Annotated in this window: 15 protein-coding genes and 1 pseudogene; 10 read left to right on the top strand and 6 right to left on the bottom strand. The window is 68.7% G+C overall.

Annotated elements, in window-relative coordinates:
• Window positions 1–371 precede the first annotated feature (371 nt).
• From N8I84_RS42440 to N8I84_RS42405, 8 genes and pseudogenes are all read left to right on the top strand, one after another.
• A complete protein-coding gene (locus tag N8I84_RS42440; RefSeq protein WP_263235421.1) occupies window positions 372–941 on the top strand; it encodes an NUDIX domain-containing protein in 570 nt (189 codons plus the stop codon).
• A 186-nt stretch (window positions 942–1,127) separates the two neighbouring features.
• On the top strand, window positions 1,128–1,760 hold the full coding sequence (locus tag N8I84_RS42435) for a hypothetical protein (RefSeq protein ID WP_390899101.1): 633 nt from the start codon (window positions 1,128–1,130) through the stop codon (window positions 1,758–1,760).
• Window positions 1,757–4,558 (top strand): TIR domain-containing protein, encoded by a 2,802-nt coding sequence (locus tag N8I84_RS42430; protein WP_263235417.1) that lies wholly within the window; start codon window positions 1,757–1,759, stop codon window positions 4,556–4,558. The genes N8I84_RS42435 and N8I84_RS42430 overlap by 4 nt, the downstream gene beginning before the upstream one ends.
• Window positions 4,559–4,770: 212 nt before the next feature.
• Complete coding sequence (locus tag N8I84_RS42425; RefSeq protein WP_263235414.1) at window positions 4,771–5,316, top strand: hypothetical protein; 546 nt, start codon at window positions 4,771–4,773, stop codon at window positions 5,314–5,316.
• A 517-nt stretch (window positions 5,317–5,833) separates the two neighbouring features.
• Window positions 5,834–6,196: pseudogene (locus tag N8I84_RS42420) on the top strand (helicase associated domain-containing protein); the annotation flags it as partial.
• Window positions 6,195–6,557, top strand: a complete 363-nt coding sequence (locus N8I84_RS42415; RefSeq protein ID WP_390899097.1) for a transposase — start codon at window positions 6,195–6,197, stop codon at window positions 6,555–6,557. The pseudogene N8I84_RS42420 and the gene N8I84_RS42415, both read left to right, overlap by 2 nt.
• Before the next feature lie 59 nt (window positions 6,558–6,616).
• Entirely contained in the window at window positions 6,617–6,868 is a 252-nt protein-coding gene (locus N8I84_RS42410) for a ribosomal protein L7/L12 (RefSeq protein WP_263235412.1), read from the top strand.
• Window positions 6,869–7,151: 283 nt separating this feature from the next.
• Window positions 7,152–8,402 (top strand): hypothetical protein, encoded by a 1,251-nt coding sequence (locus N8I84_RS42405; protein WP_263235410.1) that lies wholly within the window; start codon window positions 7,152–7,154, stop codon window positions 8,400–8,402.
• A 427-nt stretch (window positions 8,403–8,829) separates the two neighbouring features.
• Here N8I84_RS42405 and N8I84_RS42400 read toward each other — a convergent pair whose 3' ends face one another.
• From N8I84_RS42400 to N8I84_RS42390, 3 genes are all read right to left on the bottom strand, one after another.
• Window positions 8,830–10,122 carry an AlbA family DNA-binding domain-containing protein gene (locus N8I84_RS42400; RefSeq protein WP_263235408.1) on the bottom strand — a complete coding sequence of 431 codons (1,293 nt, stop codon included), beginning with the start codon at window positions 10,120–10,122 and terminating at the stop codon, window positions 8,830–8,832.
• A gap of 443 nt (window positions 10,123–10,565) precedes the next feature.
• The gene (locus tag N8I84_RS42395) at window positions 10,566–11,771 is read right to left on the bottom strand and encodes a helix-turn-helix domain-containing protein (RefSeq protein ID WP_263235406.1); all 1,206 of its coding nucleotides are present in this window, start codon (window positions 11,769–11,771) and stop codon (window positions 10,566–10,568) included.
• A 315-nt stretch (window positions 11,772–12,086) separates the two neighbouring features.
• Window positions 12,087–12,218 carry a hypothetical protein gene (locus N8I84_RS42390; protein WP_263235404.1) on the bottom strand — a complete coding sequence of 44 codons (132 nt, stop codon included), beginning with the start codon at window positions 12,216–12,218 and terminating at the stop codon, window positions 12,087–12,089.
• 701 nt (window positions 12,219–12,919) lie between these two features.
• On the opposite strand from N8I84_RS42390, the gene N8I84_RS42385 reads away from it, so the two are divergent.
• Window positions 12,920–13,720, top strand: a complete 801-nt coding sequence (locus tag N8I84_RS42385; RefSeq protein ID WP_263235403.1) for a hypothetical protein — start codon at window positions 12,920–12,922, stop codon at window positions 13,718–13,720.
• A gap of 110 nt (window positions 13,721–13,830) precedes the next feature.
• Here N8I84_RS42385 and N8I84_RS42380 read toward each other — a convergent pair whose 3' ends face one another.
• The 3 genes from N8I84_RS42380 to N8I84_RS42370 all read right to left on the bottom strand — a co-directional run bounded on the left by N8I84_RS42380 (window position 13,831) and on the right by N8I84_RS42370 (window position 14,752).
• Window positions 13,831–14,025 carry a hypothetical protein gene (locus N8I84_RS42380; RefSeq protein ID WP_263235401.1) on the bottom strand — a complete coding sequence of 65 codons (195 nt, stop codon included), beginning with the start codon at window positions 14,023–14,025 and terminating at the stop codon, window positions 13,831–13,833.
• Window positions 14,026–14,030: 5 nt separating this feature from the next.
• Complete coding sequence (locus tag N8I84_RS42375) at window positions 14,031–14,498, bottom strand: hypothetical protein (RefSeq protein WP_263235399.1); 468 nt, start codon at window positions 14,496–14,498, stop codon at window positions 14,031–14,033.
• 71 nt (window positions 14,499–14,569) lie between these two features.
• Window positions 14,570–14,752, bottom strand: coding sequence for a TIGR02391 family protein (locus N8I84_RS42370; RefSeq protein WP_263235397.1), 183 nt, complete (start codon window positions 14,750–14,752; stop codon window positions 14,570–14,572).
• A gap of 68 nt (window positions 14,753–14,820) precedes the next feature.
• Between N8I84_RS42370 and N8I84_RS42365 the strand changes: the two genes are divergently transcribed.
• Window positions 14,821–15,315, top strand: coding sequence for a hypothetical protein (locus N8I84_RS42365; protein ID WP_263235395.1), 495 nt, complete (start codon window positions 14,821–14,823; stop codon window positions 15,313–15,315).
• Window positions 15,316–15,386: the final 71 nt, after the last annotated feature.

Genomic DNA, 15,386 nt, shown 5'->3' with positions numbered 1-15,386 from the left:
GTCGCTGGCCGATGAGCGGTTCAAGGAGAACCTTCAGGCCCCGAAGGGCTCCTACGGGGAGCACTGGACGCTGCGCGCGCCCCGGTACGCGACGATGCTGGACCGGCCGGTGGAACAGTGGCTGTCCAGCCTGCGCCACCCGACGCGCTCGACGACCACCCCGAGTAGAAGACGGCGCTGGAGGCCGTGGACGAGCACTGGGACCCCAAGTGGCCGGCCGACTGGCAACGCCACTACGCCGCTATGAATCGTCACATCGGTTTGGTGAGGCCTGCGTCGGGGGGGTGTGGCGAGGTCGACGGTGCGGCCGTCGATCAGCGGGCGCAGCACCGCCTTGAGCCCACCACGCACATGTCCTCTAGCGTACGGGTATGGAACGCAGGGGATCGTGGAGGCGGCACGGCGGACATGTGCTGTGCGAGACACCGCACCTATCGGTAAGGCGGGACCGTGTCACTCGTCCGGACGGGCAGGCCGACACCTACGACTGGGTGGAGGCGCCGGACCTCGTCCGGGTCGCCGCGCTCGTCGAGAGCTGCCTTCTCGTGGTGGAGCAGTACCACTACCTCATTGGGATGACATGGCAACTCCCGGGAGGTGACGTCGCCCCGGAAGACCTCGGCCCGCGGGCAGCCGCCGAGCGGGAGCTGCGCGAGGAGACGGGGTACCACGGCGGATGCTGGACGTCGCACGGCGCCCTCCATCCGCTGCCCGGCCTCAGCCCTCTCCGCGTTCACCTGTGGTCGGCGGCGGGGCTGAGCGCCGGCCGGCCGCAGGGCGGCGACCCGGGCGAGGCCGACCTGAAGGTGCATCACGTACCGCTGCCTGAGGTCGTCTCGGCCGCGCGGGACGGGCGTATCGCCTGCGCCGTGAGCGCCGCGCTCGTCCTGGCCATCGCGGTTGAGGGAACGGCCGGTCACCGAACGGTATCGAAAGACTGAAATCACCCCATGACAGGACCCGTACGGGCATAGATTGGCCCCGCTGTAGGGAGAATGATCACACCGGGGGGTGTAGTGGTCGAAGGGCGAGCAGTACGGTACTGGGCGTCCGCCCGGTCGGTGCGATGCGCAGCCGCTGTCATCGCCGGCTCCCTCGTCGGCCTCGTCGTCTTCGCTGTGACCCGCATGTCCGGCCGGGTACTCTACGCGGTCGTCGGCGGCCTCGCCGGGGCACTTGTGCTCCTTGTCCTCGACTTCTACCGCAGCACGGCACGGCTTTCGGAAGTGAAGGTCACAGTCCCGCAGTTGAGCGAGTTCACCTTCGTCGTGAACGATGATGCGCGTCAGGTGGCATGGCACTTGTTCGTCGAGACTGTCACCCGTGTCTCCACCCAGCCACTCGCGGACGGTGACGGTCTCATCCGTGAGGCCCTCACCTCGCTGTACGGTCTGTTCGCCACCACGCGCGACACCCTCAAGGCCAGCAGGCCCTCGATCGCTGTATCCGGCGGGCACACCGTCGAGCAGTTGGCCATCGCGATGCTCAACCGGGAGCTGCGGCCCTTCTTATCGGCCTGGCATCCCAGGCTGCGGGTCTACGAGGAGGAACACCCAGGCCAGCCGGAATCGCTCTGGCCGCAGTGCGGCACCTGCCGGACCGAGCTCCGCGCGGTGCAGCGCCATCTGGCCGGCTACGCCCATAGCTTCGCCCGTCTCGCTGGTGTACGTGATGCGGCGGACATCATCAGAGCGACGGCGGGGTTCGATGTCTCCGGTGGCGCCGCTCGCGGGCCAGGGGGAGGAGCCGGAAGGCCGTGACGGACAGCTCCGACGCCGCGCCGCACTATGACGCGTTCATCTCCTACAGCCACTCGTGGGACAACGCGGTGGCGACGGCTTTCCAGTCCGAGCTTCAGTCGATGGCCCGTCCCTGGTATCGCTGGCGGATGCTGCGTACCTTCCGCGACGTCACCAACCTCACTGCCAGTCCGGGACTGTGGCCCGATATCGAGAGGGCACTCAGCCAGTCGCAGTGGCTCGTCGTCATGGCATCGCCTGCCGCGGCCGGGTCCTTCTGGGTACGCAAGGAGATCCGGTGGTGGCTCACCCACCGAAGCCCGGACACCATCCTCATCGCCTTAACCGACGGGACACTGCTCTGGGACGAAGACGCCGCCGACTTCGACTGGAACCGGACCAATGCCCTGCCACGCGAGGAACTGGAAGGCGTCTTCCGTCACCAGCCACGCTGGGTGGACCTGAGTTGGCTCCACACACCAGAGCAAGCCAACCGAGCCGATCCGCGGATGATCGAGTGCGCCGCCGACTTTGTCGCACCGATCCGCGGAATGAGCAAAGACGAACTGATCGGCGAGCACGTGCGGCAGCGCCGCCGCACGAAGCGCTGGGTCCGCGGCACCCTGGCCACACTGACCGTGCTTCTGGTGCTGGCCGCCTCCGGCGGCATCATCGCGCTGCAGCAGCGCAGCACCGCCATCGCACGGCAGTACCAGGCGACCTCCCGCCAACTCATCGCCGACGCACAGAACCTGCAGGACACCCAACCCGACCTCGCACGCCAACTGCTCGTCGAGGCCTATCGGCTCGACCCCCACGGCGGAGTGTTGGGCGCGCTCCTGTCCAGCGCTGCCATCCCCAGGGTGGTCTCCGTCGGCGGCCTGGCCCGTGGCGTCGCCTACAGCCCCCACCGCAACCTGATCGCCATCGCCGGGAACTCCGGCGTGACCCTGTACGACCCCGGCCGCTTAGCGGTCCTCGCGCATCTGACCGGGCAGCACGGATACGCCCAGGGCCTCTCACTCAGTGACGACGACCGCATGCTCGCCGTGGGCGATCAGGAGGGATACATCCGGCTCTTCGACGTGACCTCCCCGACCCGTCCACGGCTGCTCGCCTCCGCCGAGGCCCATGGCGCCATCGTGGACAACACGGCGTTCACCCCGGACTCCCGGCATCTGGCCGTAGGGATCGACGGAGGACAGGTCCTCATCTTCGACATCGGAGGACCGAACACCCTCCGGCTTGCCGCCACGTTCACCGGATCCCCCACGACCGGGCTCTCCGATGGGCTGGCGATCAGCCCGGACGGGCGTCTGCTGGCAGCCGGCGGGGACAACATCGTGCAGTTGTGGGATGTATCCCAGCCGGACCGGCCGACGCTGCGCGAGCAGGTGCAAGGCTCCGGCCAAACGCTGGCGTTCAGTCCAGACGGACACCTGCTCGCCGTCGGCGGCAGGGACGACACCGTCCGGCTGTGGGACGTCACCCAGCCGAAGGATGCCCGGCAGGACTCCATCATGAACGGCCAGCGTCTGGGCATCAGCGCGGTCGCCTTCTCACACAGCGGATCCACGCTCGGCGTCGGCGCCGACGACGGCACCATCCAGCTGTGGCAGGTCTCCGACCCGCTCCACCCGGTCCCGGGATCCCAGCTGACCGGCCACTCATCCGGTATAGCGCAACTGGCGTTCAGCCGTGACGACAGGACGCTGGCCTCGGCTAGCACGGACGGCGCGGCACTCGGCACCGACGGCGTGTCCGGGCAGCCCGGCACGGTGCGGCTGTGGAACATCGACGGGGCCTCGCGCTCCGCCGCCCAGTGGGAACTGTCCGGCGGCACGGGGACGGTCCCGGCGTTCGACCGCACCGGCGCCACCCTGGCGGCCGGCTACCCGACCAGGCTGTGGGACACCACCGGCGGAGCGCCGACAGTCTTGTCGACCGTGCCCTCATTCGGACAGGGCGGCAACGCCGTCGCCTTCAGCCCCAACGCAGACACCCTGGCGGCCGGGGCGTCCGTGGCGCTGTGGGACGTGCGGGACCGAGCGCACCCCCGCCCGCTCGTCCCCGGCGGCCAGGCGGTCACCGGTGCCTCATCGGTGGTTTTCGCCCCGGCGGGCTCCCTGCTGGCAGTCGGCGCGGACGAAGTGCAGTTGTGGGACGTGCGCAACCGGGGCAAACCGGTTCAACTCTCCAAACTGAACGACTCCCGATCAAAGGGCAACGACGTGGCGTTCCGCCCTGACGGCAAGGCCCTGGCATCGGTCGACCACGCCGGAAAGATCCAGCTCTGGGACATCGCGACACCATCCCGGCCCGTGCAGCGGGCGACCATCAAGGCCGCCCATGGCAACGAAGACGTCGTTGCCTTCACCAGCGACGGGCGCACCCTCCTCGCGGGCAGTTCGGCAGGCGCGCTGACCACCTGGGACGTGCATGATGTGGCACATCCCAGACAACTGGCCTCGCCCATCAGCCATGTCGGCAGCATAGGAGGACTCGCCTACGACCCGCAGGCTCCCCTCGCGGCAAGTGCGGGAGAGGACGGGAACCTGCTGCTGTGGGACATGAGCGATCCCTCACACCCGGCTGTGCTGGCGAGCCTCCAGGTCGGCGGGGCATTCGACCCGGCCCTGCTGGCGTTCAGCCCCAACGGCGAAAAACTGGCCGCCGAAACCGCCACCGAGGTACAGGTATGGGACGCCCAGGCACCGAACATCCTGCGACGGCTGTGCGCCCAGTCCCCCCACATCACCCCCGACCAGTGGAAGCAGTACCTACCGCAGATGACGTACGACCCGCCTTGCGCGTCATGACCGGAACTGTGCGCCGCCGGCGGGCCATGCGCGTGAGAGCTCTGCCATCGCCCCCGTACGAAGGAGCGCCCGTGTGGACGTCCCTGCCCCGTCCGAGCCGCTTACTGACTCCTCTCGTCTGCCTGACACTGGCGGTCGCCGGGTGCGCTCCCTCGGTGGGCCCCCCGATCACCCAGTCGCAGACCACACCCCCCGGCATCGCCCCTCCCTCCATGACGCAATCAGCAACCACCGCGCCACACCCCGCCGATCTGGGCTCCGCGCCCGCAGACCTTCACCAACTGGACTGGGCCTCCGTCCACGTACCCGGCGACTTCTGTGCAATCCCCGCAGTGATCGCGCTCCAGGCCGGGGAAGCCATGGCCACATCCCGTCGGTTCGGCCGGGTCCACCTGGGGAGCATGCAGGAAGTCACCTACGGCGACATCGACGGCGACGGGCGGCCCGAGGCCGCCTTGGAGGTCGAATGCGACAACAACGGCGGAACCGCCGACGGCCAGCTCGGCTTCGGGGCCGTGATCCTCGCCTCCCGGCACGGCCGTCTCGTCGCCCTCGGAAGCATCACTCCCCAGGAGCAGGCGCCGGACGTCCACGTCACCCTCCTGGCCGGCGTGCAAATACAGCACGGCTCCGTGATCGTCCACGAGAACTGGTACCGCGCCACGGACATGACCTGCTGCGCCACCGGCACCGCAGTGACCACCTGGACATTGCACGGCGACCAGCTCTCTCCCGGAACACCGGAGATCACATCTTGACTGATGCTCCCCGGCCCCATCTTCGCTTTCAGCCTGGCAAGTGAGAGCGTGGTGGTGAACCGCGCTGTAGCTCGATGATCTGCGGCTTTCGGGCGGTTGCGGTGTGGGGGTGGTCGGCCCGGGGCAGCCAGCGGGTGGTTGGTTCTGTCTCGGAGGTGTGCGGTGCCTGTCGGCCCTCGACGGGGTGCCGCTGGGCGAGCTCGCATCTGGAGCGGCTGACGTGTCTGCCGTGCGGTTCGGAGACGAACCGCCTACGTCGGATGCCACACAGGCGTGGTCGTGGCGTTAACGCCAGCCGCCTATGGACGCACCACTACATCCACCGGAAACCCGAGATCATTCCCACACAACTACCGGACCACAGGCCAAACGCCCGAACAAGCAAACCGAACACGGCACCAGGCCACGCCCATCCCGCCCAAACGCAGCCGATCCAGCCGTCCCGAGTCCCACCCCCAAAGACGGGACACCAGACCCGAACGACCAAGCCCACTCAAGATCAATGCTCCGTCACAGCAAGGAGCTGCTGGACGCGCCCGAGGCCGGGATGGTGTGGGAGCCCGGCGAGGAAGCCTGGGAAGCCAAGCTCGCCGCGCTCCGGTCCTACCGGCGGGACACCGGGCACCTCGCCCCCCGCCAGGACGCCATGTGGGACGACCCGGCCGGCGGCGACCCTGTGCCCATCGGGCAGCACATGGCCAACCTCCGGCGGAAGGGCGCGAAGAACGGCCTGGGCAAGGACCCCAAGCGGGCGGAGCAGCGTGCGGCGCAGCTGACCGCCATCGACCCGGACTGGGACTGCCCGTGGCCGCTGGACTGGCAGCGCCACTACCGCGTCCTGGCGGACCTGGTCGAAGCCGACGGCAGCCTGCCCGACATTGACCAACCCTGGACACCTCGCCGAGAGCGATGCGGCCGAACTCAAAGAGATTCGGGCCGCCTGCCCGCACCTCGACGCCACCGCAGGCCACGTCCGCGACTTCGCCGCCATGATGCGCGACCCGCGCGGCGATGGCCTGCCCGCTTGGATGGACCGCGTCCTCGCCGACGACCTACCCGCCCTGCACTCCCTGGTCAACGGCATGAAACAGGACCTGGACGCTGTCACCGCCGGCTTGTCGACGCCATGGAGCTCAGGCCAGGTCGAGGGCCACGTGACCAGAGCCAAGCTCCTCAAGCGCACGGGCTTCGGCCGGGCCAACCTCGACCTCCTCCGTAGACGCATCCTCCTCAGGACGTGATCGCCGAGCTCGCCATATGCTGCAGGCCATCTGCGGAGTGAACGGAGGGATCGGACACGGTGAGCGAATCGTTCTTGCTGGTCTGCGACGACCTGCCGCACACCGTAGTCCTGACTGACGTCGGCCCCCGGGCCATCGAGATCGTGAAGCTACTGCACCAGCGAACCAGGCAGAGTTTGTGGCGCTGCAAGTCCCTCATCAGCCACCTGCCCGCGACCATCCTCGAGAACGTGCCGGAAGAAGTCGCCACCGCCATGGTGGCCGAACTCCGCGAGGCCGGTGCCGACGCTCATGCCGAGGCGAATCAGTAGGCTTCGGCCCCCTCATCGTCACAAGATCCCCGACAGAGCCGAATTGCGTGATCGTCGACACCATGGGCGTCACTTCTGGTGCTTCCGGGCCGTGAGCTGGAAGCGACGAGCAGTGTCCATACGCCCTGACCGACGCCCGTAGAACGGCACCCCCTGTCCCCCGGTGTCGGTGGCCTCTGCTTGGATGTGCGCCTGCTACCGCTGATCGCCACAGCCTGCAGGCGTTACGCCCTGGTCAGGCACGCGCGCGGGCGAGGAACGGTGAACGACAAGGAGGGGGCCCATGGGCACCAAGGGGCCGGACGACGGCAGACCGGCGAAGGACGGGGAGGAATCGTCGGTACCCGACGAGATGTGGGAGAAGTTCCTCCGGGACCACGAGAGTGAGATACGGTCCACCGCGCCGAAGGAGCCCTCGGCCCGCGCCCGCATGGTCACCGCGCGGCTGCGGGAACAGGACGCGCGGGCCACGGCTCAGCAGGGCGGGCGCAAGAGGCGGTTCCGGAAGAAGGGTGGGGCCGGCGCGGCCGTTCAGCCAGGGCAGCCGGAAGGCTGGCGGACCGGTTCGGCATGGCGTGAGCTGGACGGGCGGGCTGGGCGGCGACGCCGGATGCTCAGCGCGGTCGGTGTAGTCGTCGCGGTGGCCGTGGCCGTCATCGCGGTCCATCCGGGTTGGGCGCTGTCCCATCTGCCCGACGGGCTGGGAGACCGGTTCGCGTCTTCCGGCGACGCGGATTCAGTGCCCACTCCCCTGCCGCCGGAGACGACCCGGCCCACCACGGCCCCGTCCGCCAGGGAGCCCAGCGTGCCGACGCTGAAGCGGCCCTTCGCGGGCTCGCCCGCCGAGGGGTGGGCGGACGGAGCCGACGCCATCGTGCTGCCGAATGCAACCCCGGTGGGCACCCTGAGCAGGGCACAGGTCGCTTTCGCGCTGAAGGAGACCAAGCAACTCCTCGTGGCGGCGAACGTGGATCCCCGCACCCTGCGCGGCGAGCGTCCGCAGGCGGCGCTGGACGTGATCGACCCGCACCAGACCGATCTGCTCGACCTGCTGGACACCGCGCTGCGCAAGCCGGACAAGCGCCACGACCCCCTGACGATGTTCAGCCGGTTCGACCCGCACGAACTCCGGCTCGTCGGCGATGTGGTCAAGGTCCGCGGCCGTATGACCTTCAAACGGGGCGAGGGCGCCTCCGTCATGGTGCACGCCGACTACACCTTCGTCTATCCCGTCGCCCAGGCCGGGGGTGGTTCCACGGAGGTGCAACGGACCATCGTGCGTCGCGTGCTGGACACGCAGCTGCTCGATCCGACGAAATACGAGGTCACACCCGGCAAGTTGGGTGTGATCAGCTACGACGAGGACATCGCGAACAGCGCCTGCGAGATCTACGACGGCTTCTTCCATCCGCAGTTCACCACGGACGCTGCGAGCGGAGCGCCGGCGACCGGCCCGGCTACAGACCCTTACGACCGCAGCAAGAACCTCGACCCGAACCGTCCCGACGTGTGCGGCACGGTCACCCGCACCTGACGCGAACGTCTTCTCCAGCACAGCGAAGCGCACTGAACTGGGAGCGCCTGCACACCGTGCCCTTGCATCACCGGCAGTTACGCCTTCCGCGCCACCCGGCTCATCAACGGAGATGCTGGCGCGTGCCACCGCAGCTCACCCTTACGGATCGAAGGCACGCACTCCGACTACCTCCCCCCCCCGTCAGCGCACCTGCTTCTCTCACTGGCCGATCACGCGCGCTGACCTCGGTACCCGGCTCGACAGCGCCTGGGGCAGGTCTGCCGGCCATCGTGTCACCGGGGTTCGAAGGACAACCTTGCCGTCGACAAGGGCCGATCCTGAACGCGCCGATCTCGTTGCACAAGAGATCCTTGCGGTGACGCGAACCGCTCCGGGATCGCCCGGAGGCTACATCAGACAGCGGCTCAGTGACGTCAGTGGGCGCCTACGGCAACCGTCCAGGCTGGTCCTTGGCCCACCACAGGAACGCGGCGGAGCGCGGCTGGTGGGCTCCCATGTCGGCAAGCAGGTCCGATGCGAGAGCACAGGCCACGACAACGGCTTCCCGCTTGTCGGTGACGATGGCGGCGAGGTCTCCTGTGGTCTGCGCAGGAGTGGCGGGAAGCGGTAGCGCCGGGGCGTGTTGGAAGGCACTTTCGTTCACGACCAGTCGGACGGTCTTGTCACTGCCGTCGTAGCGGTGCAGTGCGGCTGACAGCATCAGGTCGCCGGCCGCTCCGGTCTCTGCTGCCCAGGCCGCGGCTGCTTGCACCAGGGTGACGAGGTCGAGTTCGAATGCGCGCTGGGACATCTGTTGGGGGCCGTCAGCGTCGCGCTGATCGTTGTGGAGGCTGATGGTCTGTGCGGCGTAGAAGCTGCCGTCTTGATGGAGTTGGCCGGTGGGAAGGCCCTCGAAGCGGACTTGCCGACGGCCTACCAGCTGGGGGTGGTGGGGCCGCGCGTTGAGCGTCACTGCGTGACAGGCGAGGTCGTGGAAGCGGTTGAAGGCAGCGTCGCGATCGGCCCGGGTGGTCAAGGGATAGGTGCCGCGTACGGCCGGAACTACGGCGAGGCTGACCCAGCCCGGGTAGTAGGTCACCGGAGCGCTGCGACCATCTACGGTTCTGCTCACATAGTCCGACAGGTAGCCAAGGCCCGCGTCGACAACCTGACGCAGGCGGTTGGCGTCGTCGGAGGCTGCCTGGAAACGGTCACGGTACCGCTGGGCAATCTCGGATTCGGCGAGGGTGCGGGTCGTGGTGCCGTGCCGGACGTGGACGCGGAAGTTGTAGTCGTTACCCAGAGCCGCGACCGCGTGCGGGGCCTGAGTGCTCGGGGGCACGGTGAGCACCCAGTAGATCTTGCCCGCCTTGGCCGCGGACTTCACGACCCGGACGCCCACATTGGGCACGACGGGCTGGATCCAGTTCGCGAGCACCGAGCGGATCCACTCCTCACCGCGTCCGGGCACCAATTCGACGGGGTCCAGGTCGTGGGCGTGGTCCTGATTGCCGTCGTGGACGCCGATGACCACCATGCCGCCGGCGGTGTTGGCCATGGCGGACACGTCCTTAGCGAGCTCCTTCTTACCCGCGTCGGTGCCCTGGTAGAAGTCCTTCTTCCAGTCCAGGTCGACGCTCTCGGGAATCTGGTTGTCGACCGCGCGCTGCAGATCGTCCTCGGTGAGGTGATCGGGGTGTCGTCCCAGGGCGGCGGTGAGCCGGGCCGGCAGAGCCATCGGTGCTCCAGGGTGTTCGCACATGCTGCTGACGACCGTCAGCTAGATCACGCTAAACGGGGTCACCGGGCCGTCACCACGTAATTCCGAAACGGGAGGGCAGGGCCGGGCGGCAGGGTTGTGGTCATACCCCAGCTGCGTGGGCATCCCCGGAAAGAAGGCGCGGCCTTGCGGAGACTTCCAGGTGAAGTGCCGTCGCAAGTACATGCTGGTCGGCTGCTCACGCGAGCACCTCGCGGAGCGGTCCCAGGCGGTAGGCCGCGCGCTGCGCTTCCGGTGGGTGGCCGGCGGCGACCCGTCGACGGTGGCACCGAGGGTGCTCGAAGCCGCCGGACGCCGGACACCCCTACGGACCGTGCCGGGTCCGTGTGCCCCGGTATCGCCTCATGAGCGTCACCGATGTTTTTGGGGCGAGTAGGTGCCAGCTACCGCTCCTCCGTGTTTCAGCTGTGGCCCTGGCGCTCGGCGCGCTGTGCGATCCGGCGTCGGATGGCTTCTCGCTGCCCGAGGTCGAGGGCGGGTGCGCTGCCTAGGACGTCGCGGAACTGGCTGATCAGGTGGTGTGCGTTGTCCGCTGGTCCTGCAGGCCGTGCGTCAGCGGACGGCTGGTCCACTGTGGTCGCCGTGGGTGGCGGTTCGGTTGGTTGATCGCGGTACTCGGTTGCGGCCTGCCACAGGGGGCGGAAGTAGTCGACGGATCCGCCCATGGCCTGCACCAGTTGAAACAATGTCGGCCAGTCACACATGGCGGCGCCGTCGAGCACGTCGGTGACCTCTGCCGCCTGGAGTCGCCAGCGTGAGGTGATGCAGATCTGCTGGGCGGTGGGCTGTCCCGCTCGCACGTGGAGGGTCCGCAGGGCGGCCATGAGGCGCTGGAGTGCCTGTGCCTGGGTGCTGATGCCGTCCAGCGAGTCGATCTCGTGCTGGTCCGCAGTCGGCCGGCGGGGCTGGCGCCGGCGCAGTTGCTCGGTCTCCCACACTTTGCGCAGCACGACCGGGTCGGCGCCGCAGGCCCGCGCGAACCGTTCGGTGATCTTCCAGGAGGGCACCCGGTGCCCGCTGAGCATGCGGCTGAGGTACGAGGCGGAGCAGCGTGATTGGCGGGCCAGTTCGTGCAGCGGGAGTTCCGAGGCGCGGGCGAGCATGGACAGCACGGGGGCCAGGCGGTTGTAGGCCGCGCCGACGGCCTCGACCTCGTCGGGGATTTCCTCGCCCGTGTCCGCCGGGCCGGCGGCGACGTGCCGGGCCGGCTCCTCATACAGGGCGCGCAGCGAGGTGGGCACGGATGGCAGGTGTCCCACCTGTTTCAGGCGGCGCACGATGTAGTCGTCGGTGTACCGGTGCCGGGCGGTGTCCTCGCTGACGCTCAGCGCCAGGCCGATACGGGCCCAGGTGCCCTGGCGCAGCCGTGCCCGCCCGACCAGGCCCGCGGTCAGGCAGTCCAGCCGGGTGCGCATCTGCTGGACCTGTTCCAGGATCTGTTCGGTGTCGTCGTCTCCCAGCTGTCGCAGCAGTACCCTGCCGTCGTCCTGGAGGTCGCGGATGATTTCTCCGAGGATCTCGTCCAGACGGCCGGGGGTGGTGCGGGGCGGCAGAGCCGCGTTCGGCGCGGCAGACGCCGTTGTGCGAGTCAGGCGAGGGCGGTGCACCTGCGGCGCGGTTAGAGCGTCGGCCTGGCGGCGTGATGCTCGGTGAGCCGACCGGCGGCATGCGGCGGAGCAGTACTTCTGAGGACGTCCGACCCTGGGGCCGGCCAGTGGGAAGGGAGCGTGACAGAAGGCGCAGCGGTCCACGGAGATTCTTCCTTTGGGTCAAGGACTCGTTCGCTACTTTTTGTGACCCGACCGGTCGTTGATGCCCGGGTATTTCGTCCCCGGATCCGGGCCGGGCGGGGTTTCGTCAACTGCTTGGGAACACCCTTTCGGTGGGCGGGGCGCTGTCGCAGCGGCCCGCCCACCGCGCGGCTAGCTGTGCCGCTTACGCCGCCTGTTGCTGCTCAGCACGGCCGTCACCACTGCGGCGAGCACGCTGCCCAGCACCTGCCCGACCAGATCGGCCCTGGCCCGGGCGCCGAGCGATGCACCACTGATGAGCACAATGGCCAGGGCAGGAACCGCTAGGAACGCAACGAACCTTGCCTTTCCCGCAGAGGCAACAACGGCACGAATTTTGTCGCCCCTGTTAGCCTGCCTTCCAGGCGCCGGACGGGCAGCTGCCGGTTTGGCGCCACGGCGCCGAGGGGATCGAGACATCGCATCTCCTTGGAGTTGTTGTTAGGGAACGCGCGCAGGCCCTCGGATGTAGGTTTGGCGACCGTGCGAGGACCTGCGCGCGCCTGAGCGTGACCCTAGCGACACGCTGTGCGAAAAACGAATGCCGTCAATCCCCGGCAAAACGACACTTCCCGCAGGTCGCTGGGGCCACAGCCTCGCGTTCCGTCGCCAGTCGCCCGGAACATTCGCCGATGCAAGCCAATCCCCGGCGCCCGAGGCAACCAAGTGGTAGAAGAGGCCCTGTTGAGGCGGGGTCACGCCGATGCCGTCGGCTCCTTTGGCGCAGAAGGCCTGACCGTGATCGTGGCCGCTGGCGCATCTCGGATGAAGTCGTGCGTTGTCCGGTGCCCTTGTGCCGCGCCCGGCCGTGCCCGATGTTGGCTTTACGCCGTGGGGCGCCGGTGGCTCACGGCCGGTTTGAGAGGGGAACGCTGTTGTCGAAGGCTCGGGTACGGCTCAGTGGCGGCTCTGCGTGGCAGATGGACTTTCGGCGCCGGACCACAGGCCGCCCGGTGCGCACGGCCATGGAAATAGCCACGGTCCGCCGCACGCTGAACCACACTCTGACCGAGCTGCAGCGGGCCATCGACAACCACAGGGTGGCGGAGGCGGCCGACCTATATGCCCTGGCCTGGCAGCAGGCAGCGCAGGCGCCGCCGAGCGAGACCAGGGAGCAGCGCGCACAGCTGGCGTCGTACAAGGACATCCTGGGCTCCCGTCGCTGGCAGGAGGAGGAACGGCGCCAGACAGCAAGCCCATCGCCGAAGGCCCCACCGCGTCCGGAGCGGCACGTGGCTCCCCGGCCCCGGCGGGCGGCGGGGCCCGCTCCGACGCCTCCGGCGGCAGTGTGGTCCTCAGATGCCAACCCCGAACTTCCAGCGGTGACCACGCCCGCGCGCCGCCCGGGCACGCAGGCCGCGCCTGCGGTCGTTGGTTCGCGGCCGTCCTCGCGTACGGCGCAGCCGGCGCTGTTGGAGGCCGGGCAGTTGTGGGAGATCGCGACCGAACTACGGCCGCTGCTTGAGCAGACTGCCCGCGCCGGTGCCACCACCAGCTGGCCTGCGATCCGCAAGCGCCTGCCGGGGCTGGCCCGCCTCCACCGCGACGATGAAAGCGTGATCCTCTGGCTAGTGGACGAGGACCGTCAGGAAGGCGAACCGCTGCTGTCGGCGCTGGTCACGGTCGGCGACCGACAGATGCACCCCCGGTTCCCGGCGATCGCCGAACAGCTCGGCCTCCTTACGGGCCACTCGGCTTCCCAGCAGCGCACCGCGTGGAGCTACGAGGTCTTGAAGGCGCACCAGCACTGGCGCCACCGGCGCTGATGACCCGCCCGGACCGCTTCCTGGCCAGTTCCTGCGGGAGTCCCAGTGTCTCACCTCTGGCCCGATCCTCCGACAGGAGGGCCGGGCTCGATGGCTGTAGAGGCGGTATTTCAGCGGGTCTCGGTGTTCCCCTGCGGCCGCACTGCCTTGTTGAGCGTGGGGTTGGTGTCGCTCTTTTTGTCGGAACCGATCATCGCCGTGTTGGTGAAGGTGTCGACGAAGTCCGGCTGGGGCGCCGGTGCCGCGGCTGGAGAGGCCGGCGCGGGAGCGGACTGGCCGTTCCCCTGGTTCTGTCCGTTGCTCATGGGGCTCAAGTGTGCAGCAGGAGTGCGACAGTCGACAGGCCAAGCCCCGCAACCAGCGACCACAGACTGACCCCCCAGTATCGGGCCTTCAGCTTCTGGCGTCGCTCGTTCACCTCGAAGATCGACGCCCGGGACGCCGCTAGTGCGGCCAGAACCTGGCTCTTGGGCAAGTGGACGTGATCAGTGATCATCCGCCGAGGCTCCAGTTCCTTGTGCTCCGCCACGCGGATCGTCAGCACTCCCGTGAACAGGGCGATGGCGTACGCGGCGAAGGCACAGTAGGCCAGGACGTCATGGTGCTTGTGCGTCGCCAAGAACTGGGCGGCCGTTGCCGCGAAACCGATCAGGAACACCGCCTTGGTGTCGATCTTCGCCAGTGAATCCGACTGGCGCGTCAAGCGCGAGGTCGCCTCGTTGTTGAGGAGCTCCAGCGTGTCCTTCTGCGCCTCGAGTTCAACCGGTGTCATCGTCATGCCGAGAGCTTAGGAGCCGGGCCGGAACGGCTTCAGCCGCTCTACGGAGCGGATCGACTGACGGAAACGGCTCACGTGCCTTCGGGCTCCTCTGCGCGCCGGATCTCGCACTGGTCGAGCAGGCGGGCCAAGTAACTGTAGGCCGCCAGCCGCTCCATGCCCTCCTGTTCGGTCAGTTCATCGCGAGTGTGAGCCGCGACGTTCCTGACCGTGAGGTTCAGCCCAGTCGCAAGGTTGTTGAGGGCCTTGGCCAACGGCTGAGCGGGTAACGGGAGCGCAATCCGCGTGCCGGGCCGGCCTGGCCCACGGTAGAACCCGTGTTGTGACCGTCTTCTTCTGCACCAAGTGCGGCACCGCGCTCACCGGGGACCTGGCGGCCCTGCCCGCCGTCCCGGACGTCGACGATCCGGACAACGGCCGGGACAAGAAGACTGGGCTGGCCCGCTCCACCGTCCCGCGCGGGCACTATGCCATCGACCCCGACCCGTGGGGCGCGCCCTTCGTCCCGGCCACCGCACCCCGCCAGCACGCCCGCAGCACGGGCCGTGAACTGCTTTGGCCCGACACCGGGTCCACCGTCTCCACGGGTCCGCGCAACACGGTCGTCGTTCACCCCGACGACGTCCTCCCCCGCCTCGCTCCATTCACCTGCGGGGACAACCAGACCGGCTGCTGCGGCCCCACCGGCGCAGCCGGCCCCAACCTGGCCTGCGCCTGCGGCTCACGCCTGGCCACCTGGGCCGCCGACTGCATGGGCCCCAACGAACTGCACCTCGACCCCGTCCGCGTCCACGCCTGGCATCCCACCCCGGCATGACCGCACGCAACCCGCTGCACGACCGGGACCGGCGACGCCGTACCACGCCGTGAACGAGCCCCGAGCCAGGA

Source organism: Streptomyces cynarae, from assembly GCF_025642135.1.
GTDB classification, from domain to species: Bacteria; Actinomycetota; Actinomycetes; order Streptomycetales; family Streptomycetaceae; genus Streptomyces; species Streptomyces cynarae.
Note: the sequence above shows the minus strand (reverse complement) of the source record. Positions and strands in the feature narration are given on the sequence as shown.

What these genes read in the sequence shown, in the direction of transcription:
- N8I84_RS42435 (WP_390899101.1), top strand. Translation starts at nt 1,128, where the DNA reads ATGTCCGGCCGGGTACTCTACGCGGTCGTCGGCGGCCTCGCCGGGGCA.
- N8I84_RS42405 (WP_263235410.1), top strand. Translation starts at nt 7,152, where the DNA reads ATGGGCACCAAGGGGCCGGACGACGGCAGACCGGCGAAGGACGGGGAG.
- N8I84_RS42380 (WP_263235401.1), bottom strand. Translation starts at nt 14,025, where the DNA reads ATGAGCAACGGACAGAACCAGGGGAACGGCCAGTCCGCTCCCGCGCCG.
- N8I84_RS42385 (WP_263235403.1), top strand. Translation starts at nt 12,920, where the DNA reads ATGGAAATAGCCACGGTCCGCCGCACGCTGAACCACACTCTGACCGAG.
- N8I84_RS42425 (WP_263235414.1), top strand. Translation starts at nt 4,771, where the DNA reads ATGACGCAATCAGCAACCACCGCGCCACACCCCGCCGATCTGGGCTCC.
- N8I84_RS42375 (WP_263235399.1), bottom strand. Translation starts at nt 14,498, where the DNA reads ATGACGATGACACCGGTTGAACTCGAGGCGCAGAAGGACACGCTGGAG.
- N8I84_RS42440 (WP_263235421.1), top strand. Translation starts at nt 372, where the DNA reads ATGGAACGCAGGGGATCGTGGAGGCGGCACGGCGGACATGTGCTGTGC.
- N8I84_RS42400 (WP_263235408.1), bottom strand. Translation starts at nt 10,122, where the DNA reads ATGGCTCTGCCGGCCCGGCTCACCGCCGCCCTGGGACGACACCCCGAT.